We start from the raw sequence: 24,564 nt of genomic DNA on the forward strand, positions 1-24,564 counted from the left end.
ATCACCGGCGGTCGCGCCGGACCGCACAGCGCTTCACCCGCCCGCTCGCAATTCGACTCGCCGATGCCGACCGACCCGTTCGCCATCACGACCGCATTGTCGCGCATCGCTCACGGATAGCCTCTCCGTCCCATCGCGGCACCGATTCGCGCCGCCCCGGCCACCCGCCGCAACCTCCCACTCACCGCGGCAACGCCGCCGGATCATAGCGATTACGCGGATTCCACAGCATCCACCCATCAGTCCCCTCCGCGTCGGCCGCATCGACCTGCGCGCGGATCTCGTCGGCGTCGAACGGCCGATGATCGAACGCGTAGTCGCGAAAGGCCTGCAGCCACGGTCTGAAGCGCACGCCGTCCATCCCGGTCCGGCGCTTCGCCTCGGCCAGCGACCGCGCGACGATCTCGCCGGCATGCTCGGTCGGCTTGCGGCAGCCGGGCAGCCCCCACGTGAAGCCCGACGGATACAGCATCGGCGACACGTAGTCGACCACCGTGCCCAGTGCATCGAGCCGCTGCCCGATCGCGGTGTCGTCGCTGTTCCAGCACACGTAGCCGAAAATGTCGGCCGACAGGTACAGGTTGTACGGACGCAGCCGCTCGCGCGCGCCGGTCAGAAAACCGGTGATCGCCGCGACCCGGTTGGCCTCGGTGTTGGGCTCGGCGAACCGCAGGCCGTTCGCGTCGGGAAACCGCAGATAGTCGAACTGGATTTCGTCGAAGCCCATCCGGGCCGCCTCTTCGGCGATGTCGTAATTGTGTTGCCACGCCGCGCGCGACGTCGGATCGATCCAGCGCTGATGCTCGCGATCCTGCCAGATCTCCCCCGCCGCATCGCGCACCGCCCATTCGGGATGCGCACGCGCCAGCGCGTCGTCCTTGAACACGACGATGCGCCCGATCACGTAAAGGCCGCGCGCATGGAACGTCCGCAGCAGCTCCGGCAGATCGGGCGGATGCACGATCGCGCCCGCCGCATGACTCGCCGCACCGGACACGTCGCGCGCGACGCTGCGATACGGCGTGACGCCGCTGTCGCCCTTCACGTCGATGACGAGCGCGTTGATCGCGGTCGTGCCCTGCAGCGCGAGCGCGGCGTCGCGCAACGTGTGGTCCGCGACACCGTACGCCGACAGGTAAACCGCTTTCGGACGCACCGGCGCCAGCCGGATCGTATGGGCCGCGTCGGTCGGCGCCAGCGTGAGCTCGGCGCGCGCGTAGCCGGGCGCGCGCACGCTCACGCGCGTACCTGCCGCATCGAGCTCCAGCGAAAACGCGCCGTCGCGATCCGCGGTCCGGTTCACGCCGCCGGCATGGCCGATCGCGCCGGCCAGCGGATGACCGTTGGTCGCATCGACCACGGTGATCGACACCGGCGCCGCCTGCGCGGCGACCGCGGCGAACAATACGAGCAGACACGCGATCACGCGCTCAATCATGGCTTCCTCCGGCGCTTCTCAGCAGTCCGTTCATGCAGCGCGTGTCGCACGCGTCGGTCATCAGATAGCGCGGCAGCGCCATCGCGGAATCGGTGCGCCGGACCGGGCGCGCATCGATCGTGAAGGCGGCGACGTAGCCCTCGGCCGCCGCCTGCTCGTCGGTCTGCGCATCGTGGACGCCGAACGGCCAGGCCAGCAGCGTGACGGGCCGGCCGATCTCGGCCTCGAGCCGCTCGCGCGAGCGCCGCAACTGGAACGACACGAAGCGCCGGTAGTCGGCCGGCGTCTGCCGCGCCCGCTCGGTATGGAAATTCGGATGCCAGTACGTATGCGACTCGATGGCGACGTCGGCGGATTGCCCGAGCGCGCGCAGCTGATCCCACGTCATCGCATAGCCGGCATTGGAGATCGCCGACGGATAGACGAACAGCGTGACGGGTATCGGATGCGCCGCGAGCAGCGGGCGCAGCACGTCGTAGACGGAGCGGTGACCGTCGTCGACGGTGATCGCGACCGCACGCGCGGGCAATGCAACCGCATCGCCACGCTGCCAGCGCACGACGTCGGCGAGCGGCACGATCCGGTAGCCGTTCGCGTCGATTGCCTGCAACTGGTCGCGCAACGTGTCGATGCGCACCGTCATCGAATCGACGCGCGTCGTCGCGAACCGGTGGTAGGCCAGGATCAGCACGCGCTGCGGCTGCGGCGCACCGGCGCCTGCGTCGTCCGCCGCCCACAGCGGCGGCACGCACGACAGCAGGAGTAGACAGACGAGCATGCGCAAGGCCATGGCGGTCCTCGTAGACGGGCTGCCCCATTGTTCGCGATCGCGGCGCGCATGCCGCTGAGCCAGATCAACGATCACCGATCAGCTTGCGAGCGCAACGATTTCGTCGTGGATGCGCTCGACGTCCGCGCGCGTGCACAGGGCGGTGCCCGGATGCTCGACCGACGAAGCCGATGCGGCGAGCGCATAGCGGCACGCGTCGTCGAGCGGCACGCCGCGCGCCAGCGCCCACACCATGCCGCCGACGAAACTGTCGCCTGCGCCGACCGTGCTGCATACCGCTGCCGGCCGCCCGGGCAGACGCAACGACCGATCGCGCGTGACGACCCACGCGCCGCGCGCGCCGAGCGTCAACGCGACGATCTCGGCCTGGCCGCGCGCGACGAGTTCGCTCGCCACCCGACACGCGGACGCATCGTCGAGCGCTTCGCCGGCCAGCGCGCTGAGCTCGCCGATACTGGGCTTCACGAGATGAACGCCCTCCTCCAGCGCCGCGGCCAGCGCACGGCCCGACGCGTCGACGACGACGCGACTGCCCCGCGCCTTCGCGGCCCGTGCGAGCGTCGCGTACAGATCGTCGGGCGCGCCGGGCGGCAGACTGCCGCTCAGCACGAGATAGCGCGGCGCCGGCTGCATCGCGTCGAGGCGGGCCGCGCAGTCGCGCCACTCGGCGTCGCTCACCGATGGCCCCGGCATCAAAAAGCGGTATTCGCGCCCGGTCGAGGTCTCGGTCACGCAGACGTTCTCGCGCGTCTCGCCGACGATCCGGATGCGCACGCTCGGCAGGCGCTCGGCCTCGAGCAACAACGTCAGCACGTCGCCGGTCGGGCCGCCGGCCAGGTACAGCGCGACGCAGTCGCCGCCGAGCCGGTGGATGGTCCGCGCGACGTTGATGCCGCCGCCGCCCGGGTCGCGGCGCGGCCGCGCGCAGCGCAGCTTGTGCGTGTCGACGATGTGCTCGACCGACGTCGCGACGTCGACGGCCGGGTTCAGGGTAACGGTAACGATATCTGTCATGGTGTGGGTCTTGTGCAGTCGATGGCACGCGCGCCGCGACGGTGCGCGCGCCGGCCGTGGCTCCACCATACGTGCGGCGACGGTCGCGGCGTTGATGCCAGTCAATCGATCCCGCAACCGCACACGATTGCGCTCGATCAACGACGCACGCGTGCAGGCTCCTACAGTGAATCATTCTTCGCCGCCGAGCCCTCCATGGATGAGCAGCCGCTGTGCAGCACCGTGTTCGCCGAGCGCTACGCGCAGCCCGGCGAGACGTCGCGTGCGGCCGTATTCCAGCGCGTCGCGCGCGCGCTGTCGCTCGCCGAGCCGCCCGAGCTGCGCGCGCAGTGCGAGCGTGCGTTCTTCCAGAACCTGCAGCGCGGCGCGATCGGCGCCGGCCGCATCCTCGCGAACGCCGGCGCCGATACGGGCGGCACGATGGTCAACTGCTTCGTCCATCCGCTCGCGATGCCGGCCGACACGCGCGCGCGGGCCGTCGATGCGGCGCTCACGCACGCGCTCGGCGACGCGCGGCGCACGCTGCTGATGGGCGGCGGAATCGGCTACGACTTCTCGCCGGTGCCGCCGCTCGACGCCTACGAGCGCCGCGCGGCGTCGGACGCCGGCGCATGCGCGGCGATCGACCGCTTCGATGCGATGTGCCGCGCGCTGCCGTTCACCGGCCCGCGCCGCGGCGCGCAGATGGCCGTCCTGCGCTGCGATCATCCGGACCTCGCGGCATTCGTCGCGGCCAAGCGCGGACGTTCGCGCTGGCCGACCTTCAACGTGTCGGTCGGCATCACCGACGCCTTCATGGAAGCGGTCCTGCACGACCGGCCGTGGGCGCTCGTCCATCGTGCGCCGCCGCACCGGGCGTCCATCGCGGCGCCACGCCAGCCGGACGGAAATCATGTTTACGCGACGGTCGCGGCACGCACGCTGTGGCACGAGATCGTCGCCGCGGCGCGCGACAGCGCCGAACCGGGGCTGCTGTTCGTCGACACCATCCGCGCTGCGAACCCGCTGCGCGAGCACGAACGGATCGACGCGACCAACCCGTGCGGCGAGCAGCCGCTGCCCGCGTACGGCAGCTGCGTGCTCGGCCCGATCGACCTGTCGCGGTTCGTGCTGCACCCGTTCGGCGTCGAAGGCAAGCCGCGCTTCGACTTCGCGACGCTCGCCGACGCGGTGCGCATCCAGGTCCGCATGCTCGACAACGTGCTGGACCTGACCGCATGGCCGCTCGCCGCGCACCAGCGCGAGGCGCGGCGCACGCGCCGCATCGGCGTCGGCGTAACCGGGCTGGCCGACGCGCTGACGATGCTGCGGCTGCGTTACGACAGCGCCGACGCCCGCGCCTTCGCGCGCTCGATCGTGCTGTCGATGCGCGAACATGCGTTTGCCGCGTCGGCGGCGCTGGCGGCCGAACGCGGCGCCTTTCCGGCATACGATCCGGCCGACTATCTGACCGGCCCCGCGCACCGCACGCTGCTGCCGCTGAACGTACAGCACGCGATCGCGCGGCACGGGCTGCGCAACAGTCATCTGCTGTCGTTCGCGCCGGCCGGCAGCGTGAGCCTCGCGTTCTGCGACAACTGCTCGAACGGGATCGAGCCGGCCGTCGGCTGGACCCAGCGCCGGATGGTGCATACGGCCGACGGTCAGGTCCGCCAGTTTCATGCGCAGAATCACGCTTACCGGCTGTTTCGCGCGCTGCATGGCGAGCACGAGCGGCTGCCCGACTATTTCGTGACCGCGGCGGAGATCGCACCGGCCGATCACGTCGCGATGCTCGCGGCGCTGCAGCCCTGCGTGGACGCCGGCATCTCGAAGACGGTGACGCTGCCCGACCGGTGTTCGCTCGCGCAGGTCGACGCGCTGTTCGTGCAGGCGTGGCGCGACGGTCTGAAGGGCATCACGGTGTTCCGGCCCGACCCGCGGCTCGCGGCGGTCGTCATGGACGACGCGACGCAAGCGCGCCGCGATGGGCCGGTCTGCATCGGTTGTTGAACCGAACCGCGCGACAGCCGGCGGACGGCAGCCGGCGGTCCACACGCGACGCGATAGCGATGAACGCCGCCCCGCCCCGCTCCGGCCGTCAGGCGGACGTGCCGCTGACGCTTTCAGTATCGGTCGATGCGGCGCCCGACGTCGGGCCGGCGTCGTCCGGCGCCGCGATCAGCGCGACCAGCATGTCGTGGTCGATCGATTCGTGCTGCAGCAGGCTGCGCGCGATCCGTTCGAGCGCATCGCGGTGCGCGGCGAGCGTCGCGGTCACGCGCGCGTGCGCGTCCTCGAGCAGCGCGCGCACCTCCTCGTCGATCAGCTGCGCCGTGTGTTCGCTGCAGTGGCCGTCGCCCGGCGTCCATACGCCCGGCGCGCCGTGCTGCAGTGCACCGTCGTCGAGCGTCGCGAGGCCGAGCCGCTCGCTCATCCCGTACTGCATGACCATGTGGCGCGCGAGCGCGGTGGCGCGCTCCAGATCGTTCTGCGCGCCGGTCGACACGTCGCCGAACGCGATTTCCTCGGCCACGCGCCCGCCGAGCAGCACGTCGAGCCGGTCGAGCAGTTCGCTCCTGCGCAGCACGTAGCGATCTTCGGTCGGTACCTGCTGCGTGTAGCCGAGCGCCGCGATCCCGCGCGGGATGATCGACACCTTCTTCACCGGATCGCAATGCTCGCGGCTTTGCGCGACGAGCGCGTGCCCCGATTCGTGGTACGCGATGGTGCGCTTCTCCTGCTCGTTCATCACGCGGCTCTTGCGCTCCATGCCGGTCATCGCGCGATCGATCGCCTCGTCGAAATCGGTCATGTCGATCGCCGGCTTGCCGAGCTCGGCCGCATGCAGCGCGGCTTCGTTGACGACGTTCGCGAGATCGGCGCCGACGAAGCCCGGCGTGCGCTGCGCGAGCTCGGCGAGATCGACGCCGGGTGCGACCTTCACGCGCTTCGTATGCACGGTCAGGATCTGCTTGCGGCCGTTCAAGTCGGGCCGGTCGATCGCGATGTGCCGGTCGAAGCGGCCGGGGCGCAGCAGCGCGGGATCGAGAATCTCCGGCCGGTTGGTCGCGGCCATGATGATCACGCCGGAGTTGGCCTGGAAGCCGTCCATCTCGACGAGCAGCTGGTTGAGCGTCTGCTCGCGCTCGTCGTTGCCCGACATCAGCCCGACGCCGCGCGCCTTGCCGAGCGCATCGAGCTCGTCGATGAAGACGATGCACGGCGCGGTTTGCTGCGCCTGTTCGAACAGGTCGCGCACGCGCGCCGCGCCGACGCCGACGAACATCTCGACGAATGCCGAGCCGCTGATCGTGAAGAACGGCACCGCCGCCTCGCCGGCGACGGCGCGCGCGAGCAGCGTCTTGCCGGTGCCCGGCGCGCCGACGATCAGCACGCCCTTCGGAATCTTGCCGCCGAGCCGCTGATAGCGATCCGGATCGCGCAGAAACGCGACGATCTGCTGCAGCTCTGCCTTCGCCTCGTCGATGCCCGCGATGTCGTCGAACGTGATGCCGGTTTCCTTCTGCATGTACACGCGCGCGCGGCTCTTGCCCATCCCGCTCAGGTCGCGCATCCCGCCCGGCCGGCGCGTCATGAACGTCCAGATCACGACGAAGCCGATCAACGGAAAGATCCAGGTCGCGAGCGTGCCGATCCAGCCGGTATCGGCCGCGCCGCGGTAGCGAATCCCGGCCGCGGTCAGCGCCGCAACCAGATTGTCGTCGCTCACGCGGTTCGTGGTGAAGCGCCACGGCGCGCCGGCCGCCTTCACGTCGGCCGCGTCGGAGGCCGGCAGCGCCGCCCCCGCCTGCGGCATGCGCAGCGTGCCGGAGATCGACGTCTGCCCGATCTCCAGATCGTCGACGAGCCGCGCTTCCACGAGGTGGTGGAAATCGCTGTAGGAGATCGCGGTCGCCGCCGGCTGACGCCCGAACAGTTGAACCGCGATCAGTACCGCGAACGCGATCGGAATCAGCAGGCCGGAGTAGTCGAAGGTTTTTTTCATCGGCTAGACCCTGCCGGGCGGCCCAGCACCGGTTCACGCATCGTCGCGCGTCCAGTGCGCACGCAGCATGTCTTCGCCGTCGCGATAGTTGATCGCGAGACTGCCGTGATGCGCATGCAGCAGCGCGTCGGCTAGGCGCCTGACCATGTGTGCGCCGGTCGTGCGCACGGTGACCGAATCGGCGGATCGCTCGATCTCCATGATGCGCTCGAGCGCGTGCTCGCTCGTCTCCATGTCGGCCTGACGCTGCAGCAGCTCGAGGATCATCCCGCGATGCGCGTGCAGATACGCGCCGTGCAGCACCAGCTCGCCGGCCGGCACGTTTTCGCGCATGCGCTTGCAGGCCGGGCATTCGAGCTGGCGCCGATCGCGCGGCGTCGCGTACCAGGTCCAGCGGCCCGCGTCGCAGACCGCGCCGCAGCCCTCGCAGATCCGGTCGCCTTTGGGCCGCTTCGGCTCGCGATAGCTGTCCTTCGTATGCGGTTGCATCCGCTTGTCGCGGCGCAGAGGGTTGCGGCCGGAGCCGCCATTCGAACGGTTCATCGCCTTTCTCCTGACAGTGGACAACACCGGCGCGACGGTCGTGCGACGCTCGCGCACCGGTCATGCAACGCTCAGGCGACGGTCAGCCGGTCCACGACCTGCCGTACGCCGCGCACTGCGCCAGCCGCGCCGCACACGGCACGCTTGTCGGCCAGCGACGCCACGGTGCCCGACAGCGTGACGACGCCGTCGCTCGCGTCGATCGAAATGCCGGAGGATTCGCGCCGCGCGCGACGCGCGAGGGCGTCGGCGATCCGCGCGCCGACGTCCGGCACCGTCTGGTCGGCGCGCACGCGGATGCGGTTCGCCACGCCGACGACGCCGGTCATCCGGCTCACCATCGCTTCCGCCGCGCGGCTCTGATACGCATGGTCGACTTCGCCGTCGAGCGTCACGCAGCCGTGATCGACCTCGACCGCGATCTTGTGATCGCGCAGCGCCTCCTGCCAGCCGAGCGCGAACGTGATGGCGATCGCCAGCTCGTGGTCGGCGCATGCGCTTTCCGGCGGCGTGACGCTCAGTTCGAGCACCAGCGCGCGCGCATCGGCGACATGCAAAGCGGTTTTCTGCGCTTCCAGCTTCTGCGCCCAGCTGTCGACGCTGCCGCGCAGCGTCACGATCCGGTCGCGGACCTCGACGTCGATCCGGCGCGCATCGATCGCCGGATTCCAGAACAGCGCCTGCTCGACATCCTGCTTCAGTACGGCGTCGGACTTCATGCCGGTCTCCCGTCGGCGCATGCCGGCCGCGACGTTTGCGACCGGATCCGTGCACCATCGCGATCAGCATCGCGCACGGCGGCCGCGACGGCTTGACGAGGATCAAGCAACGGCCGGCTCGCGGCGGCCGCGCGTCGGTGCGCCGCCGTCCGCCCCGCGCTGCTTCGATCGCCCCGCTCGGCCAAAAAGGACGACGCCGCGGCGGCACAGCCGGCCGCGCCGACGCGCCCGCATCGCGGCCACGTCTCGGTGCGCGCGTCAATCGAGGGGCCGCTCGACACGCAATCCGGCCCGAGTGACCCAGATCAAGGGGAAACCCGGTAATCGTCGGATATAAACGAGGCCGAAGCGGCGACGCCCGAGGGCGCCGCCATCCCGTATTCCTGCATTCGTCGAGGCCTTCCATGCGCGCTGCCGCGCTTGCCGCTCCGTTTCACCCGACCGTCGTGCGGCGCATGCGTGTCGCCGTGCTGTTGGCGGGCCTGGGACTGCTGTCGGGATGCCTGTCGCTCGCGCCTGCCGACACGCGCCCGCCCGCACCGATTCCCGCCGCCTTCCCCGATCCGTCGGCCGCCGCGTCGCCCGCCGCGCAGGCGCCCGACTGGCACGCCTACTTCGTCGACACGCGCCTTCAGGCGCTGATCGCGCAGGCGCTCACGAACAACCGCGACCTGCGCGCGGCCGTGGCACGCGTCGACGAGGCGCGCGCGGTCTACGGCGTGCGCAGCGCGGACCAGTGGCCGACGATCGGCGCCGGTGCGGCCTACGCGCGGTTTCGCACGCCGGGCGGCTTGCTGACGCCGGCGCCCATGATCGGCCAGCTCTACGAGGTGCAACTGGCCGAGACCCAATGGGAGATCGATTTCTGGGGCCGCGTGCGCAGCCTGAAGGCGGCCGCGCTGCAGCGCTATCTGGCGAGCGACGCGGCCCGCCAGGCGACGACGCTGAGCGTCGTCACCGGCGTCGCGAACGCATATCTGACCCTGTGCGAAATCGACGAGCGGATCGTGCTGACGCGCGCGACGATCGACACGCGCCGCGAATCGCTGCGGATCTTCCGGCTGCGTTACGCGGCCGGCGCGATCTCGCGCCTCGACCTCACGCAGTCGGAGATCCTGCTGCAGCAGGCCGAGTCGCTCGGCGTCCAGTTGCAGCAGGCGCGCGCCACGGCGGCCGATGCGCTCGCGCTGCTGGTCGGCGCGCCCCCCGAGCTGGGCGCCGCACCGCTCGCGCTCGACGACGGCGCGGTGCTGCCGTCGCTCGCGCCCGGCCTGCCTTCGTCGCTGCTCGAGCGCCGTCCGGACGTGATCGCGGCCGAGCACGAACTGCAGGCGAGCCGCGCGAACATCGGCGCGGCGCGCGCGGCGTTCTTCCCGCGCATCGCGTTGACGAGCGCGATCGGCTCCGGCAGCTCGGCGCTGCACGACCTGCTGACGTCGGGAACGGGCGTGTGGTCGCTGATCCCCAGCGCCACGCTGCCGCTCATCGACGGCGGCCGCAACCGTTCGAACCTCGCACTCGCGAACGCACAGCGCGACGAGGCGCTCGCCCGCTACGAGAAAACGCTGCAAGGCGCGTTCCGCGACGTCTCCGACGCGCTCGCCGCGCGCCACTGGCTCGCCGACCAGGTCGCGATCGAACGCGCGACGCTGGCGTCGCAGGCCGAGCGCGCGCGCCTCGCGAAGCTGCGCTACGACAGCGGCGCGACGCGCTTCCTCGAAGTGCTCGACGCGCAGCGCGACCTGATGAACGCCGAGCAGCAGCTCGTCGTCACGCGGCGCGCGCTGCTGTCGAGCCGCGTCGCGCTGTACGGCGCGCTGGGCGGCGGCCCCGACGATCCGCGCCTGCCGCCGACGGCGCAGCAGCCTATCCATTCGACTGACTCGGAAAACAGACAATGAAAACCATCCCGCGCCCTCTTCTGATCGGTGCCGGTGCGGCCGTGCTCGCCGTCTGCGTCGCCTATTACGGCTGGTCGCGCTGGCGCGACGGCCAGACCGATGCGGGGCTCGTCAGCGGCAACGGCCGCATCGAAGCGACCGAAATCGACGTCGCGACCAAGCTGCCCGGGCGCGTGACCGCGATGCTCGTCGACGAAGGCGACTTCGTGAAGGCCGGCCAGCCGCTCGCCCGGATGGACGTCGTGGTGCTGCAGGCGCAGCTCGACGAAGCGCAGGCGCGCGCGCAGCAGGCCGTGAACACCGCGGCGAGCGTCGACGCGCAGGTCGCGCAGCGCCGCAGCGACAAGGCGGCGGCAGAGGCCGTCGTCGTGCAGCGCGAAAGCGAGCTCGACGCAGCCACGCGGCGGCTGGCGCGCTCAGAGACGCTGTCGCGCGACGGCGCCTCGTCGCTGCAGGAGCTCGACGACGACCGCGCCCGCGCGGGCAGCCTGCGCGCCACCGTGAATGCCGCGCGCGCGCAGGTGCAGGCCGCGCAGGCCGCGATCGACGCGACCCAGGCGCAGCTCGTCGCCGCGCGCTCCGCGGTGACGGCCGCACAGGCGACCGTCGCGCGCGTGCGCGCCGACATCGCGGACAGCGAGCTGACCTCGCCGCGCGACGGCCGCGTGCAGTACCGCATCGCCGAGTCGGGCGAAGTGCTGCCGGCCGGCGGCAAGGTGCTCAACGTCGTCGATCTGTCCGACGTGTACATGACGTTCTTCCTGCCGGAAGCGGCGGTCGGCCGCGTGCCGCTCGGCGCCGACGTGCGGATCGTCCTCGATGCGGCGCCGGAATACGTGATTCCGGCCCGCGTGTCGTACGTGTCGAGCACCGCGCAGTTCACGCCGAAGACGGTCGAGACGGCCAGCGAACGGCAGAAGCTGATGTTCCGCGTCAAGGCGCGGATCGATCGCGACTTGCTGCAGCGCCATCTGAAGCTGGTGAAGACCGGGCTGCCGGGCGTCGCGTGGCTGAAGACCGATTCGCACGCGGCGTGGCCCGAGCGCCTCGCGATCAAGGTGCCGCAGTGAACACGACGACGCGCGCAGATACCGACAGCCGCGCGACCGACGGCGCGCCGGGCGCGGCCGGCCCGGCGCCGGTCGCCCGGCTGTCGGGCGTGTCGCTGCGCTACGGCGGCAAGGCGGCGCTCGACGACGTGACGCTCGAGATCCCGGCCGGCCGCATGATCGGGCTGATAGGCCCGGACGGCGTCGGCAAGTCGAGCCTGCTCGCACTCGTGTCGGGCGCGCGCGCGATCCAGCAGGGGCACGTGCACGCGCTCGACGCCGATCTGTCGTCGCGCCGCGATCGCGCGCGCGTATGCCGGCGCATCGCGTACATGCCGCAAGGCCTCGGCCGCAACCTGTACGCGACGCTGTCGGTCGAGGAGAACCTGCAGTTCTTCGCGCGCCTGTTCGGCCACGACGCGGCCGAGCGGCGCCGCCGGATCGACGCGCTGACGCGCAGCACCGGCCTGCATCCGTTCCTCGACCGCCCGGCCGGCAAGCTGTCCGGCGGGATGAAGCAGAAGCTCGGCCTGTGCTGCGCGCTGATCCACGATCCCGACCTGCTGATCCTCGACGAGCCGACGACCGGCGTCGATCCGCTGTCGCGCGCGCAGTTCTGGGATCTGATCGCGCGCATTCGCGTCGCGCGGCCCGCCATGAGCGTGCTGGTCGCGACCGCCTACATGGACGAGGCGCGCCGCTTCGACTGGCTGATCGCGATGGACGCCGGCCGCGTGCTGGCCACCGGCAGCCCCGCCGACCTGCTCGCGCGCACCGGCTGCGACACGCTGGAGGCCGCGTTCATCGCGCTGCTGCCGGACGAGCGCCGCAAGGGGCACCAGCCGGTGCAGATCGAACCGTTCCGGCCCGACGCGACCGCCGGCTACGCGATCGAGGCCGACGGGCTGACGATGCGGTTCGGCGAGTTCGTCGCGGTGGACCACGTGAGCCTGCAGATCCGTCGCGGCGAAATCTTCGGGTTTCTCGGCTCCAACGGCTGCGGCAAGTCGACGACGATGAAGATGCTCACCGGCTTGCTGCCGGCGTCCGAAGGCACGGCGACGCTGTTCGGCCAGCCGGTCGCCGCCAACGACATCGACACGCGCCGCCGCGTCGGCTACATGTCGCAGGGCTTTTCGCTGTACGGCGAGCTGACCGTGCGGCAGAACCTCGTGCTGCACGCGCGCCTGTTCGGCGTGCCGGAAGCCGACGTGCCCGCGCGGGTCGACGAGATGGTCGCGCGCTTCGGGCTCGCCGGCGTGCTCGACGTGCTGCCCGAGCGCCTGCCGCTCGGGATGCGGCAGCGGCTGTCGCTCGCGGTCGCGATGGTGCACAAGCCGGAGCTGCTGATCCTCGACGAGCCGACCTCGGGCGTCGACCCGGTCGCGCGCGACGACTTCTGGCGGCTGATGATCGAGCTGGCGCGCCGCGATCGCGTCACGATCTTCATCTCGACGCACTTCATGAACGAGGCCGCGCGCTGCGACCGCATCTCGCTGATGCATGCGGGCCGCGTGCTCGCGAGCGCCGCGCCGGCGGAACTGGTGCGCATGCGCGGCGCGGCATCGCTCGAGGATGCGTTCATCGGCTATCTCACCGATGCGCAGCGTGAGGACAGCCCGAGCGATGCGGCCGCAGCGGCCGATGCGTCGTCCGACGCCGGCTGGCTCGCCACTGCCCCGTCGGCCACGCCCGCGGCCGCCCGCGGCGCGGCGCGGACCGCATGGTTCAGCGCCGCGCGCGCCGGCAGCTACCTGTGGCGCGAGGTGCTGGAGCTGCGCCGCGACCCGCTGCGGGCGACGCTCGCGCTGTTCGGCTCGCTCGTGCTGATGTGCGTGATCAGCATCGGCATCAGCCTCGACGTCGACAACCTGACGTTCGCGGTGCTCGACCGCGACCAGTCGATCCTGAGCCAGGACTACGCGCAGAACCTCGCCGGCTCGCGCTACTTCGTGCCGCGCGCGCCGCTCGCGGACGATCGCGACATCGAGCGCCGCATGCGCAACGGCGAGCTGTCGCTCGCGATCGAGATTCCGCCCGACTTCGCGCGCGACGTCGCGCGCGGACGGCACGTCGAGATCGGCGCGTGGGTCGACGGCGCGATGCCGATGCGCGCCGAGACGATCCGCGGCTACGTGGCCGGCATGCACGAGAACTGGCTGCGCGACCAGGCGAAGCGCCGCCTCGGCGTGGCGCTCGCGCCGGCCGTCGACATCGCGGTCCGCTATCGCTACAACCCCGACGTGAAGAGCTTGCCCGCGATGATTCCGGCGATCATGCCGATGCTGCTGTTGATGTTGCCCGCGATGCTCACCGCGCTCGCCGTGGTGCGCGAACGCGAGCTCGGGTCGATCGTGAACCTGTACGTGACTCCCGTCACGCGCGCCGAATTCCTGATCGGCAAGCAGGTGCCGTACGTGATGCTGGCGATGCTGAACTTCCTGCTGATGGTGGTGCTCGCCGACCTCGTGTTCGGCGTGCGGATCAAGGGCAGTTTCGCGACGCTGGCGGCCGCGGTGCTGATCTTCAACGTGGTGGCGACCGGCATCGGCCTGTTCGCGTCGACCTTCACGCGCAGCCAGATCGCCGCGATCTTCATGACGATCGTCGGTACGCTGATACCGGTCGTGCAGTTCTCGGGGCTGCTCACGCCGCTGTCGTCGCTGGAAGGCAGCGGCAAGTGGATCGGCACGATCTATCCGGCCACCTACATGCTCGCGATCAGCCGCGGCGTGTACAACAAGGCGCTCGGGCTGTCCGACCTGTCGTCGCAGTTCTGGCCGATGCTCGTGGCCGTGCCCGTCATCCTCGTGATGACCGGCATGCTGCTGCGCAAACAGGAGCGCTGATCATGTCACGCCTGAACGCCATCTTCCGGCTCGGAGTGAAGGAACTCTGGAGCCTCGCGCGCGACCCGATCCTGCTCGCGCTGATCGTCTACACGTTCAGCGCGTCGATCTACGTCGCCGCCACCGCCCGCCCCGAGACGCTGCACAAGGTGCCGATCGCGATCGTCGACGAGGATGCGTCGCCGCTGTCCGCGCGCATCGCAGCGGCGTTCTTCCCGCCGCAGTTCGCGCCGCCGCCGATCGTCGGCGCGGCCGCAGCCGATCGCGGCCTCGACAACGGCGACTACACGTTCTCGCTCGACATCCCGCCCGACTTCCAGCGCGACGTGCTGGCCGGCCGCCATGCGACGGTCCAGCTCAACGTCGATGCGACGCGCATGACACAGGCCTTCACCGGCGGCGGCTACGTCCAGCAGATCGTGTCGGGCGAGATCGACTCGTTCGTGCAGCGCTATCGCGGCTCGCCGCTGCCGCCGGTCGATCTCGCGATGCGCATGCGCTTCAACCCGAACCTCGACGAAGTGTGGTTCGGCGCGCTGATGGAGCTGATCAACAACGTCACGATGCTGTCGATGATCCTCACCGGCGCCGCGCTGATCCGCGAACGCGAGCACGGCACGATCGAGCATCTGCTCGTGATGCCGGTGACCGCCGCGGAAATCATGCTCGCGAAGGTGTGGTCGATGGGGCTCGTGGTCGCGGCGGCGGCCGTCGCGTCGCTGAGCTTCGTCGTGCAGGGCGCGCTGCACGTGCCGATTCCGGGCTCCGTGCCGCTGTTCGTGGCCGGCATGGCGCTGCACCTGTTCGCGACAACGTCGATGGGGATCTTTCTCGCGACGCTGGTGCGCAGCATGCCGCAGTTCGGCATGCTGCTGGTGCTCGTGCTGCTGCCGCTGCAGCTGCTGTCGGGCGGGCTCACGCCGCGCGAGAGCATGCCGCTCGCGGTGCAGGACATCATGCTCGCCGCGCCGACGACCCATTTCGTCGAGCTGGCGCAGCGCATCCTCTATCGCGGCGCCGGCCTCGACGCGGTGTGGATGCAGTTTGCGGCGCTGTTCGCGATCGGCTGCGCGCTGTTTCTGCTGTCGCTGACGCGCTTCCGCAAGACGATCGGCCAGATGGCCTGAGGGGTCCGGCGCGCGGCGCCCCCGGGTCCGTTGACACAGATCAACTGCGACGCGACGCCGCACGCGATCATGACGCCATGTGCCGCAACCAGCGGCGCCATCGCCTGCGGCCCCGCCGTACCATCGGCCGCCGCTCAACCGGAGAACGTCATGATTCGACTGCAATATCGAAGCACGCTGGCGACGTCCTGCGTGTTCATCGCGCTCGCATCGCTGCTCGGCGTCGTCCATGCGATGCTGATCGACGAGCAGGTCGCGCCGTATGCGATCGTCGCGCTGGTGTCGGGCATCGTCGGCTTCGTCGCCCAGCTGGGCCCGGCGTCGAGCGAGCGCTAGCCGGACGGCCGCGCGCTTCGCACCGGCACCATGAACGGCATCCTGCGCCTCGCATTCAAGCTGCTCGTCAACGACGGCGCGAAGTTCACCGCGCTGATCGTCGGCATCACGTTCTCGGTGCTGCTGATGATCGAGATGACGTCGCTGTTCGCCGGCATTCTCAACAAGTCGTCGGCGTCGGTGATCAACATCGGCGCGAAGGTCTGGGTGATGGACCCGGCCGTCAAGACGATCGCGAACAGCATCGGCATGCCCGGCTACGTGCTCGACGCCGTGCGCAGCATCGACGGCGTCAAGTACGCGGTTCCGCTCTACTCCGGCGGCGCGCTCGTGAAGCTGCGCTCGGGCGCGTATCAGGCGGTCACGGTGGTCGGCCTCGACGACGCGAGCCTGCTCGGCCGGCCCACGATGCTCCAGGGCCGCATCGAAGACATCTACGCGGAAAACGGCTTCATCGCGATTCAGGACCCGGAGTTCGCGAAGCTGGAGAACCCGACCATCGGCACCGATTTCGAGCTGAACGATCATCGCGGCGTGATCGTCGGCATCGCGAAGGTCGCCGCGAGCGGCCTGTTCGGCACGCCGACGCTCTACACCACCTACGCACGCGCGATCCGCTACATCCCGTCGCCGCGCTTCACGACCTCGTACATCCTCGTCGAGCCGAAGTCCGATGCGGACATCGCGCACATCCAGGCCGTCGTGAAGTCGCTCGGCTACCGCGCGTACACGCGCGACGAGTTCATCGCGCAGATCTCGCGCTTCTACAAGTACGAAACCGGGCTCGGCACCAACATCATGCTGATGACGATCATCAGCTTCATCATCGGCCTGTCGATTTCCGGGCAGACCTTCTACGCGTTCATCGTCGAGAACCTCGACAAGTTCGGCGCGCTGAAGGCGATCGGCGCGAAGAGCCGCGAGCTGGTCGCGATGATCCTGTTCCAGGCGACCTTCACCGCGCTGACCGGCTACGGCATCGGCGTCGGGCTGTGCGTGCTGATGATCTCGCTCGCCAAGCTGCGCATCCCCGACTACGCGGCGCTCATCACGTACGGCAACCTGTCGCTCGCGTTCGGGATGGTCGTCGTGATCGCGGCGATCTCGAGCTATCTCGGCGTGCGGCGCGTGCTGCGCATCGAGCCCTTCGACATCTTCCGGGGCTGACGATGGCCGGCATCGCGATCGACGCGCGCGGCGTCGACAAATGGTTCGGCGAAGGCGAAGCGCGCACGCAGGCGCTGCGCGACGTGTCGATGCAGGCGCACTTCGGCGAGATGCTGCTGATCGTCGGACCATCCGGCAGCGGCAAGACCACGCTGCTCAGCGTGATCTCCGGCATCCTGCGGCCGGACGGCGGCTCGGTGTCGATCGACGGCGTCGACCTGTGGGCGCAGCCGAACGACGCGATCGCCGAGTTCCGGCTCAACCGGATCGGCTTCGTGTTCCAGGACTATCACCTGTTCCCGCGGCTCACCACCGCCGAGAACGTCGCGATTCCGTTGATCCTGAAGCGCCAGCCGTGGGACGACGCGATCCAAGCCGCGCACACCTATCTGGGCGTGGTCGGTCTCGCCAATCGCGCGCAGCTGCCGCCCGTCAAGCTGTCCGGCGGCGAGCAGCAGCGCGTGGCGATCGCGCGCGCGATCGTCAGCCAGCCCGACCTGCTGATCCTCGACGAGCCGACCGCGTCGCTCGACGGCGACACCGGCCGCATGATCATGGAGTTCGTCAAGCACGAGGTGCTGAACGACACGCGCTGCATCGTGATCGTCACGCACGACGCGCGGATCTTCGAATACGCGGATCGCATCCTGCGCATGGAAGACGGCAAGCTGACCGGCATCGAGCGCGGAGGCGTGCGATGAAGCGCCGGCTCGTGTTCGTCGCGGCCGTGCTCGGCTTCCTGGCGAGCGTCGTCGCCGCGTGGCTCTACGGCCGCCAGGAGCCGCCGCAGCCGCCGGTGTTCAAGCCGGCCGCCAATCCGTACGCGCGGGGCGTCTATGCGAACGGCATCGTCGAAAGCGAGCAGCCGGCCGGCGCGAACGTGAACGTCTATCCGGACGTGTCGGGAGCGGTGACGCGCATCTACGTGCACGACGGCGATCCGGTGAAGGCCGGCGACGTGCTGCTGACGATCGACGACGCCGTGCAGCGCGCGAGCGCCGCGCAGCTCGCCGCGCAGGCCGATGCGGCCGCTGCGCTGCTCGACGAGCTGAACGCGCAGCCGCGCCGCGAGGTGCTCGACGTGGCCGGTGCGCAGACCCGGGCCGCGCAGGCGAGCCTCAAGCTCGCGCAGGATCAGTACGACAAGCAGCGGCGCGCGTACGACATCGATCCGAAAGCAGTGAGCCGCGACGCGCTCGATACGGCCGCGAACGCGGTGCGCGTCGCGGCCGCCAACCTGGACGTCGTGACGCGCCAGTATCGTCTGACCAAGGCCGGCGCATGGAGCTACGACGTGCGCAACCAGCGTGCGCAGGTCGTCGCGCTGCGGCGCGCGGCCGATGCGGCCGCCGCGCTGCTGGCCCGCTACACGCTGCGCGCGCCGGCGGACGGCATCGTGCTGGCGATGAACGCGGCGCTCGGCTCGTACCTGAGCCCGCAGGGGATCTACGACACCTACACGCGGGCCAGCGCGCCGGTCGCGGTGCTCGGCGCGCCGGTCGACCGGCTGCAGGTGCGCTGCTACATCGACGAGATCCTGATCCCGCAACTGCCCGACCTGCATGCGCTGAAGGCGCACATGTTCGTGCGCGGCACGTCGGTCGAGGCCGATCTGCAGTTCGTGCGCGTGCAGCCGTACGTGACGCCGAAGATCGAATTGTCTGACCAGCGCACCGAGCGCGTCGACGTGCGCGTGCTGCCGCTGATTTTCCGTATCGTGCCGAACCGCAACGTGCGGCTGTTCCCCGGGCAGATCGTCGATGTGTACGTCGCCGGCAAATGACCGCGCGTGCGGCGGCCGTACGTCGCGGCGCCGAACCGCTGCGCGCTTGGCCGCCGGGCTGCTCGCCGCGCTGCTCGCGGGCGGCTGCACGGTCGGGCCGAACTTCGTGCCACCGCCCGCGCCGCGCGTCGAGCGCTTCGTCGCGCCCGACGATCCGCACGCGGCGTCCGGCCCGTGGACCGGCGACGGCCGCACGCAGGCGTTGTCGCCCGACGCGCCGCTCACGCGCGACTGGTGGACGCGCTTCGGCAGCCACGCCATCGACGCGAGCGTCGACGCCGCGCTGACCGGCAGCCCGACGCTCGCGCTCGCCGAAGCGACGCTGCGGCGCAGCGAGCACGCGTTGCGGGCCGGCCAGGGCGTGTTCTTCCCGCAGATCGACGCGCAGGCCGGCGCGGCGCGCGAGCGCGCGACGCCGTCGCGCGGCCCGGCGTTGCCGGCGTCGATCTTCAACCTGTTCACGCTGTCGGCGACCGTCAGCTACACCCTCGACCTTTGGGGCGGCGAACGGCGCCAGGTGGAGGCGCTGGCCGCCGGCGTCGACGCGCAGCGCCACGCGCTGGCCGGCGCGTATCTGATGCTGAGCGCCAACGTCGTCAACACGATGATCGCGCGCGCCGCGTATCGCGACGAAGCCGCCGCCACGCGCGAGACGATCGGTCTCGTCGACGAGCAGATTCGCCTGACGCGCGCGCAGGTGACGGCCGGCGCGGCGGCCTACGTCGCGGTGCTCACGCTCGAGTCGCAGCGGGCGACGCTGCAGGCAACCTTGCCGGCGCTCGACCAGAAGCGCGCGCAAGCCGACGATCTGCTCGCGCTGCTGGCCGGCCGATATCCGGCCGACTGGCGGACGCCGGAGCTGTCGCTCGCCGCGATCGAACTGCCGGCGAGCCTGCCCGATACCGCGCCGTCGTCGCTGGTGCGCCGCCGTCCGGACATCCAGCAGGCGGAAGCCGAACTGCACGTGGCGAGCGCCCAGGTGGGCGTCGCCACCGCCGCGCTCTACCCGAACCTGACGCTGTCCGCGTCGGGCGGCTTCGACAGCGGCGTCGCGGCCAATCTGTTCTCGCCGGCCGGCCGTGCTTGGAGCGTCGGCGCCGGCGTCACCGCACCGCTGTTTCACGGCGGCACGCTGCTGAACCAGCGGCGCGCCGCCCAGGATGCCTACGACGAGGCCGACGCGTCCTACCGGCAGGTCGTGCTGGCCGCGTTCTCGCAGGTGGCCGACGCGCTGCGCGCGCTCGCGAACGACGCCGCGGCGCTCGATGCGCAGGCTCGCGCGATGGCCGCCGCGCGCGATGCGCTGCGGCTCACGCAGGCCGGCTACGACGCGGGGATCACCGGCTACGTGCCGTTGCTGGTCGCCGACGTGCAATATCACCAGGCCCGCATCGCGTGGCTTCAGGCGCTCGCGCAACGCCTGCAGGACACGGTGGCGTTCTACGTCGCGCTCGGCGGCGGCTGGGGCGAAGCTGGTTGACGGACATGGCGCGGGCGGGCCGGCTGCTCGACGGTGCGATGCGCTCAGGCGACGATGTCGGGCCGTTCCCAGCGCGGCAGTTCGGCCCAGCCGAGCGGCGCGTACACGGTGCCGCCGGCCGCGTCGATCGTTTCGACGAATGCGGCGAGCGTCGCGCCGGCCGGCACCATGAGCGTGGTCGCATCGACGAAATCCTCGCTGCGCAGCCACGGCGCCGCGCCGCGGTTGATCTGCTGGACGCTCCACGCGTGGCCGTGGCGCCCGGCTTCGGGCGGCAACAGCCCGGGCGCGTCGAACGCGACCCGCAGCAATTGCGCGCGCGAATCGCTGTACGGCGGTTTCGCCGCGTTCTGATACGGCACGTCGGCCCAGTTCTCGCCGCATTGCTGATTGAGCGGCAGGGACGTAAACCACGCCCATGGCGAACGAACGAAGCACAACCGGTACAGGTGCGCGGCGCCGTCCAGATTGGCGATCAGCGTCATGATGGATCGATCCCGAGAGACTTGCGATGCCGATGCGCAGCGCGCGCACGGCAGGCGCGGATCATCGAATCATGACACCACGTCCGCGCGCCGGACCGCCATGCGCGGGCCGACGCGACTGACGATTGATCGTAGTCAAACCGCGCGAGCAGCCTCATTGGGCGGCGCCGGCGGTACGGCCGGCGGGGCATGGAATCCTGCAATTGCTGACTTCGGTCAAGCGCTGCCTGCGCGTTCGCGCTGTAATCGCCTTACCGATCCGTCGATTCCCGGCGAGGCTATCTCATGAAACTGACTTTTCTCGGCGCGACCGAAACCGTGACCGGCTCGAAATACCTGGTCGAGCACGGCAGCCGGCGCATCCTGGTCGATTGCGGCCTGTTCCAGGGCACCAAGAACTTGCGGCTGCGCAACTGGCGGACGCTGCCGTTCGCGGCCGACACGCTCGACGCCGTCGTGCTCACGCATGCACACATCGATCACACCGGCTATCTTCCGGTGCTTGCACGTGAAGGATTTCGCGGGCCCGTGTACTGCACGGCGGCCACGGCCGAGCTGTGCGACATCATGCTGCGCGACAGCGCGCGGCTGCAGGAGGAAGAAGCCGACTTCGCGAACCGCCACGGCTATTCCAAGCACCATCCGGCGCAGCCGCTCTATACGCTCGACGATGCGCAGCGCGCGCTGCACCTACTGAAGCCGGTGGCGTTCGACGAATGCACGTCGCTCGGCGGCGGCGTGTCGTTCCGGCTGCTGCCGGCCGGGCACATCCTCGGCGCGGCGAGCGTCGTGATGCACTGGGATCACAAGGTGCTCGCGTTCTCGGGCGACCTCGGCCGCTACAACGATCCGATCATGCAGCCGCCGCGGGCGCCCGCGCATGCCGACTATCTGGTGGTCGAATCCACGTACGGCGACCGGCTGCACCCGGCGTCGGACCCGGAGATCGAACTCGCCGCGATGTTCGACAAGACCTTCGGGCGCGGCGGGGTGGTCGTGATGCCCTGCTTCACCGTCGGCCGCGCGCAGGAAATCCTGCACTACATCGCGCGGCTAAAGGCGTCCGGCCGCATGGCGCGCGTGCCGGTGTTCCTCGACAGCCCGATGGCCACCGACGTGACGGAGATCTATCGCCACCATATCCTCGAACACCGGCTGACCGTTTCAGAGGCGAACGCGCTCGGCCACGCGGCGACGATGATCCGCTCCGTCGACCAGTCAAAGGCGATCTCCGATCACCACGGGCCGATGGTCATCATCGCCGGCAGCGGCATGGCGACCGGCGGACGCGTGCTCCATCACCTCGCCCGCTATGCGCCCGATCCGCGCAACACGATCGCGCTGGTCGGCTATCAGGCCGCCGGCACGCGCGGCGCGGCGCTGGCCGCGCACGAGCCGACGGTGAAGATTCACGGCGAATACGTGCGCGTGCGTGCGCAGATCGAGTCGATCACGACGCTGTCGGCTCATGGCGATTACGAGGACGTGCTCAAATGGCTCGGCACGATGCAGGGCGCGCCGGTGCGAACGTTCGTCACGCATGGGGAGCCGGCTGCCGCGGATGCGCTGCGTCGGCGCATCGCTGATACGCTGCACTGGACTTGTGAGGTGCCGGTTTATGAGCAGTGTGTCGATTTGAATGAGGGGGATGAGGGGGATGGTCTCCATCAAGAGGCAGCCGAAGCCGAACCGGCCGACGCCGCGCAGCAGCCTGCTGCACGCTCGTCCTGACGCTTAGTGGCGCCGGTGAAGCGCCGCATACGCATGACGCGTATAGGCCGAGACCTGACCGGTCAGTCAACGTCAGGTTAAGTCTCGGACAATACGACTGTTCGTCGCCGTTGGCGGTGATCGACCCTAAAGAGACCGTCAGACCTCCCGCAAGCGGACACTCGGCGCATGAGCAGGTGCCGGAGCGAATTCAGGCGCGAGTTCCAGTCGATGACCTCGCTGGTCATGTGCGTTTTCCAGTCCGTGTGCGTTTAGAGCGAACCAGTGACAGAAAACGTACGACGAGGGAAGGACAGGCGAGGCGGCGGCTGCTATAGCCGCCGAGCCTAGTCGTTCCACCACCCAGGTGTGGGCAGCTTCTTGGTGTAAGGCGAGCACTGCTCGCGAAGAAGTCGCATGCCCTTGTAGTCCAACGTTACGACCGAAACGGCAGGGTCGGTTGGCCACTCCGCAATCGCGAAATCAGCCTCGTACTCTTTGCCTTCAATGCACGCGATATAAGGCTCGCCCTTGAAAGGCACAGCCGTAATCGCCCAGATACGCGCTTCTCCATGTCGATCGAGGGTGCCATCGAAGACAGTCGATTGGTAATGATTGCAGGAGGCCTCGGACAATCCGAACATCGGGATGCACGGCGTCTGCCATGTCGTTTGGTAAACCGTGACATCTGCTCCCGATAGAGGGTGCCCTTCTCCAGCGACTACCCGTAACGTAAAGTGCCGGGGGAAGACCCAAGGCCCCGCGTGCCCCCACACCAGGAAAAAGAGCGCCGCAGGAATGGCAACGAAGAGCCAACTTTTTCTAAGCTTCATTCGCGCCTACGCGTCAAATCCCTGCGCGTTCAAAGCCGCAGCGCCCCCAAGAGGCAGCGCGCGATGCGCCGCCTCCAAGGTCACCATGTTGAATGCGTCGCGGCTTTTTGCATCCGTCCGAATATGCGCTATCCACTTTCTGATGCTCATCGTTCCAACGCCATGCCTGGTTTAGAAAGCCAGTGCCATCGGTTTGATTTGAGGGGGCGTGGCTGTGGTTTGGGCTTGCATTGTCGACGATTCAGATTTCGTTGTCGAACGGCCGATTCTGGCCGCCTGTTGCCGCAGAGCTACTCGGTTCCGTCAATCGCCGACGCAGCGAGTACAGAGCCTTTATACCTATATGCGTCGAAAGAAAACGGTCCAAACGCCTCAACTATCTGCAAGTCAGATTCACTTGTCTGGTAGGCGAAGCTCTCCCAAACGTAGGATTCGCGTTCACGCCGTACAAGGGTCGAATATGCACCGCACGCGACGTCGCCACACTCAGGGCAGATGTAGAGTAGTACGCGCTTTCCGCTCTCCGGCGGAACGTCGAGCAGCATAGCGGACATGCGTTCGCATTCCTTCGCGTAACCACTCACGAAACAACCCATGAAGTCGGCATGTCCACCGGCACTTTTAACCAGCATTTCCAGCAAAGACTGTCCGTCTATCAGAAAGTCCGCAGAGGTTCGCTCTGTGCAGGTGGCGCCTCCCGACGAGGTTGCTGGTCGATGCAGTCGGCGATGCCCAAGTAGGTTCATGTTCGTGTGCGGAATAGGTATGACGTGCCAAGATTGTCACCGATCGCGGAGCCTGTGTCGAAGGGCCGTTCCTGGCCGACCTGTGACCGACGACGCCGTCGCACCGTGCCCGGTCCGGCGGACGGCCCGCGTCGACCCGGAGCGGTCCTTCGGATTTCTCGAAACCGGTCATTGGGGCAGCGCTAGACCGCCGCCACTTTAGACAATCTAATCGCCTTGGTTGCCCTGCCAGTCGATATACGCGGCGGTACCCATTGCGTCGAAGTTCGGCATTTCACCGACCTGAACGTGCTGGAAAAAGCCCAAGCAACGGCCCCAAGACGACATTCCCGGGTTGGGCTCGACCCAGCACGAATATCCAAAGCGCGTCCAATCCAACGACCTATCGTCATTGCAGCGGCATAGAAGCTCCTGGGCGATTGCCCTGCACCAAATCAAAGCTTCTTCTGCCGCCGCCGCTTTGATGAAGACTCCAGTCGTCGACTCGTAGTCTTCGATCACTCCGCGGTCGAATAGCTGTCGCGGTTCGGGCTCGTGGTACTGGAAAATGACAAGGTATTCGTGTGACATGTTGCAGGAGCTTGTTTAACGACTTCATAGTTTCGT

The 24,564-nt window shown here is 69.2% G+C and carries 20 protein-coding genes; 11 read left to right on the forward strand and 9 right to left on the reverse strand.

Annotated features, from left to right (window positions below):
* Positions 1 to 181: 181 nt before the first annotated feature.
* The 3 genes from AK36_RS28500 to AK36_RS28510 form a co-directional block, all read right to left on the reverse strand.
* The gene (locus AK36_RS28500; RefSeq protein ID WP_045579788.1) at positions 182 to 1,438 is read right to left on the reverse strand and encodes a putative glycoside hydrolase; all 1,257 of its coding nucleotides are present in this window, start codon (positions 1,436 to 1,438) and stop codon (positions 182 to 184) included.
* Entirely contained in the window at positions 1,431 to 2,228 is a 798-nt protein-coding gene (locus tag AK36_RS28505) for a polysaccharide deacetylase family protein (RefSeq protein ID WP_014726006.1), read from the reverse strand. The genes AK36_RS28500 and AK36_RS28505 overlap by 8 nt, the downstream gene beginning before the upstream one ends.
* 78 nt (positions 2,229 to 2,306) lie before the next feature.
* On the reverse strand, positions 2,307 to 3,242 hold the full coding sequence (locus AK36_RS28510) for a 1-phosphofructokinase family hexose kinase (RefSeq protein WP_034193930.1): 936 nt from the start codon (positions 3,240 to 3,242) through the stop codon (positions 2,307 to 2,309).
* Positions 3,243 to 3,437: 195 nt separating this feature from the next.
* On the opposite strand from AK36_RS28510, the gene AK36_RS28515 reads away from it, so the two are divergent.
* Positions 3,438 to 5,234, forward strand: coding sequence for an adenosylcobalamin-dependent ribonucleoside-diphosphate reductase (locus tag AK36_RS28515; RefSeq protein ID WP_045579789.1), 1,797 nt, complete (start codon positions 3,438 to 3,440; stop codon positions 5,232 to 5,234).
* 88 nt (positions 5,235 to 5,322) lie between these two features.
* On the opposite strand, the gene ftsH is transcribed toward AK36_RS28515, so the two are convergent.
* The 3 genes from ftsH to AK36_RS28530 all read right to left on the reverse strand — a co-directional run bounded on the left by ftsH (position 5,323) and on the right by AK36_RS28530 (position 8,492).
* Entirely contained in the window at positions 5,323 to 7,230 is a 1,908-nt protein-coding gene (gene ftsH, locus AK36_RS28520) for an ATP-dependent zinc metalloprotease FtsH (RefSeq protein ID WP_011880369.1), read from the reverse strand.
* A gap of 33 nt (positions 7,231 to 7,263) precedes the next feature.
* On the reverse strand, positions 7,264 to 7,773 hold the full coding sequence (locus AK36_RS28525) for a BCAM0308 family protein (protein WP_011880370.1): 510 nt from the start codon (positions 7,771 to 7,773) through the stop codon (positions 7,264 to 7,266).
* Between the two features lie 71 nt (positions 7,774 to 7,844).
* Entirely contained in the window at positions 7,845 to 8,492 is a 648-nt protein-coding gene (locus AK36_RS28530; RefSeq protein WP_045579790.1) for a BON domain-containing protein, read from the reverse strand.
* A 404-nt stretch (positions 8,493 to 8,896) separates the two neighbouring features.
* Between AK36_RS28530 and AK36_RS28535 the strand changes: the two genes are divergently transcribed.
* The 9 genes from AK36_RS28535 to AK36_RS28575 all read left to right on the forward strand — a co-directional run bounded on the left by AK36_RS28535 (position 8,897) and on the right by AK36_RS28575 (position 20,184).
* Positions 8,897 to 10,393 (forward strand): efflux transporter outer membrane subunit, encoded by a 1,497-nt coding sequence (locus tag AK36_RS28535; protein WP_045579791.1) that lies wholly within the window; start codon positions 8,897 to 8,899, stop codon positions 10,391 to 10,393.
* Positions 10,390 to 11,463 carry an HlyD family secretion protein gene (locus AK36_RS28540; RefSeq protein ID WP_011880374.1) on the forward strand — a complete coding sequence of 358 codons (1,074 nt, stop codon included), beginning with the start codon at positions 10,390 to 10,392 and terminating at the stop codon, positions 11,461 to 11,463. Before AK36_RS28535 ends, AK36_RS28540 begins: the two co-directional genes overlap by 4 nt.
* Positions 11,460 to 14,291 (forward strand): ribosome-associated ATPase/putative transporter RbbA, encoded by a 2,832-nt coding sequence (gene rbbA / locus AK36_RS28545; protein WP_011880375.1) that lies wholly within the window; start codon positions 11,460 to 11,462, stop codon positions 14,289 to 14,291. The genes AK36_RS28540 and rbbA overlap by 4 nt, the downstream gene beginning before the upstream one ends.
* 2 nt (positions 14,292 to 14,293) lie before the next feature.
* A complete protein-coding gene (locus tag AK36_RS28550; RefSeq protein WP_011880376.1) occupies positions 14,294 to 15,418 on the forward strand; it encodes an ABC transporter permease in 1,125 nt (374 codons plus the stop codon).
* A 150-nt stretch (positions 15,419 to 15,568) separates the two neighbouring features.
* Positions 15,569 to 15,754 (forward strand): DUF2964 family protein, encoded by a 186-nt coding sequence (locus tag AK36_RS28555; RefSeq protein WP_045579792.1) that lies wholly within the window; start codon positions 15,569 to 15,571, stop codon positions 15,752 to 15,754.
* Positions 15,755 to 15,784: 30 nt separating this feature from the next.
* Positions 15,785 to 16,921, forward strand: coding sequence for an ABC transporter permease (locus AK36_RS28560; RefSeq protein WP_011880378.1), 1,137 nt, complete (start codon positions 15,785 to 15,787; stop codon positions 16,919 to 16,921).
* On the forward strand, positions 16,918 to 17,622 hold the full coding sequence (locus AK36_RS28565; RefSeq protein ID WP_172820474.1) for an ABC transporter ATP-binding protein: 705 nt from the start codon (positions 16,918 to 16,920) through the stop codon (positions 17,620 to 17,622). The genes AK36_RS28560 and AK36_RS28565 overlap by 4 nt, the downstream gene beginning before the upstream one ends.
* Positions 17,619 to 18,704, forward strand: coding sequence for an HlyD family secretion protein (locus AK36_RS28570; protein WP_011880380.1), 1,086 nt, complete (start codon positions 17,619 to 17,621; stop codon positions 18,702 to 18,704). The genes AK36_RS28565 and AK36_RS28570 overlap by 4 nt, the downstream gene beginning before the upstream one ends.
* The gene (locus tag AK36_RS28575; protein WP_041494384.1) at positions 18,682 to 20,184 is read left to right on the forward strand and encodes an efflux transporter outer membrane subunit; all 1,503 of its coding nucleotides are present in this window, start codon (positions 18,682 to 18,684) and stop codon (positions 20,182 to 20,184) included. The genes AK36_RS28570 and AK36_RS28575 overlap by 23 nt, the downstream gene beginning before the upstream one ends.
* A 44-nt stretch (positions 20,185 to 20,228) precedes the next feature.
* Here the strand turns inward: AK36_RS28575 and AK36_RS28580 are convergent, their stop codons facing one another.
* Positions 20,229 to 20,669, reverse strand: a complete 441-nt coding sequence (locus AK36_RS28580; protein ID WP_045579793.1) for a hypothetical protein — start codon at positions 20,667 to 20,669, stop codon at positions 20,229 to 20,231.
* A gap of 285 nt (positions 20,670 to 20,954) precedes the next feature.
* Here AK36_RS28580 and AK36_RS28585 point away from each other — a divergent pair, with 285 nt between their 5' ends.
* Positions 20,955 to 22,400, forward strand: a complete 1,446-nt coding sequence (locus AK36_RS28585; RefSeq protein WP_045579794.1) for an MBL fold metallo-hydrolase RNA specificity domain-containing protein — start codon at positions 20,955 to 20,957, stop codon at positions 22,398 to 22,400.
* 326 nt (positions 22,401 to 22,726) lie between these two features.
* Here AK36_RS28585 and AK36_RS28590 read toward each other — a convergent pair whose 3' ends face one another.
* Both AK36_RS28590 and AK36_RS28595 read right to left on the reverse strand, forming a co-directional pair.
* Positions 22,727 to 23,212, reverse strand: coding sequence for a hypothetical protein (locus AK36_RS28590; RefSeq protein WP_052691600.1), 486 nt, complete (start codon positions 23,210 to 23,212; stop codon positions 22,727 to 22,729).
* A gap of 953 nt (positions 23,213 to 24,165) precedes the next feature.
* Complete coding sequence (locus AK36_RS28595; RefSeq protein ID WP_034193941.1) at positions 24,166 to 24,528, reverse strand: hypothetical protein; 363 nt, start codon at positions 24,526 to 24,528, stop codon at positions 24,166 to 24,168.
* Between the last annotated feature and the right edge of the window lie 36 nt (positions 24,529 to 24,564).

The sequence above is a fragment of the Burkholderia vietnamiensis LMG 10929 genome, from assembly GCF_000959445.1.
Classification (GTDB): domain Bacteria; phylum Pseudomonadota; class Gammaproteobacteria; order Burkholderiales; family Burkholderiaceae; genus Burkholderia; species Burkholderia vietnamiensis.